At 69.0% G+C, this 852-nt stretch carries 1 protein-coding gene; it reads left to right on the top strand.

Translation table 11 applies throughout. The annotated features are described in order from the left end of the window. A partial coding sequence (locus tag EN780_RS35665) for an ROK family transcriptional regulator (RefSeq protein ID WP_133372930.1) occupies positions 1–852 on the top strand: 852 nt, incomplete at both ends.

Genomic DNA, 852 nt, shown 5'->3' with positions numbered 1-852 from the left:
TTCCTCCAGTTCGCGCACGATGGTCGACACGGTCTGCACGGTGAGGCCGACGCCCCGGGCGATATCGCCCGGGGCGTCGGCCTCACCGTGCAGACCGTGTCGACCATCGTGCGCGAACTGGAGGAACAAGGCTACATCCTGTCGCTGCGTGAAGAGCCTAAAGGCCGCGGGCTGCCGCCGGCGACGCTCAGGATCAATCCCGAAGGCGGCTATGCCGTCGGCATCCACCTCACCCCCCTCGGCATCGACGCGGCGCTGATCAACCTCAGCGGCGACGTCATCGAAAGCATGCACAGCGAAGCGCCCAACGTGACGCCCGACCACGCGTTCGACCAGATCGGCGCCATGGTCCGCGACCTGGCCGGACGGCGCGCGGGCGGACGCGTGCTTGGCGTCGGCATGGCGCTGCCCGGCCCGTTCGGCGTCGAATCCATGAGCTTCATCGGCCCGACGACCATGACCGGCTGGAAGGACGTGGCGCTGCGCGAGCGGCTGACGACGGCCACGGGTCTGCCGGCCTTCTTCGAGACCGACATGGCGGCCGCGGCCATGGGCGAGCGCCTCTACGGCCTCGGCACCGGATATTCCGACTACTACTACCTCTATTTCGGCGTCGGCCTCGGCGGCGCCATGGTGCATGATGGCAGCGTGCTGCGAGGCGCCTGGGGCAATGCCGGCGAGATCGGCCACATCCCGGTCGTGTTCGGCGGCGAGCCTTGCCCATGCGGCAACCGCGGCTGCCTGGAACGGTACCTCTCGCTCGAGGCGCGCGGACGCTGGCACGGCAGCGACGACGCCTGGGTGGCCGAGGTCGGCCCGGTTTTCCGCAATGCCATCACCATCATCGAGAAC

This window comes from Mesorhizobium sp. M4B.F.Ca.ET.089.01.1.1, from assembly GCF_004022605.1.
GTDB classification, from domain to species: domain Bacteria; phylum Pseudomonadota; class Alphaproteobacteria; order Rhizobiales; family Rhizobiaceae; genus Mesorhizobium; species Mesorhizobium abyssinicae.
This window is presented reverse-complemented; position numbering and strand designations above follow the sequence as displayed.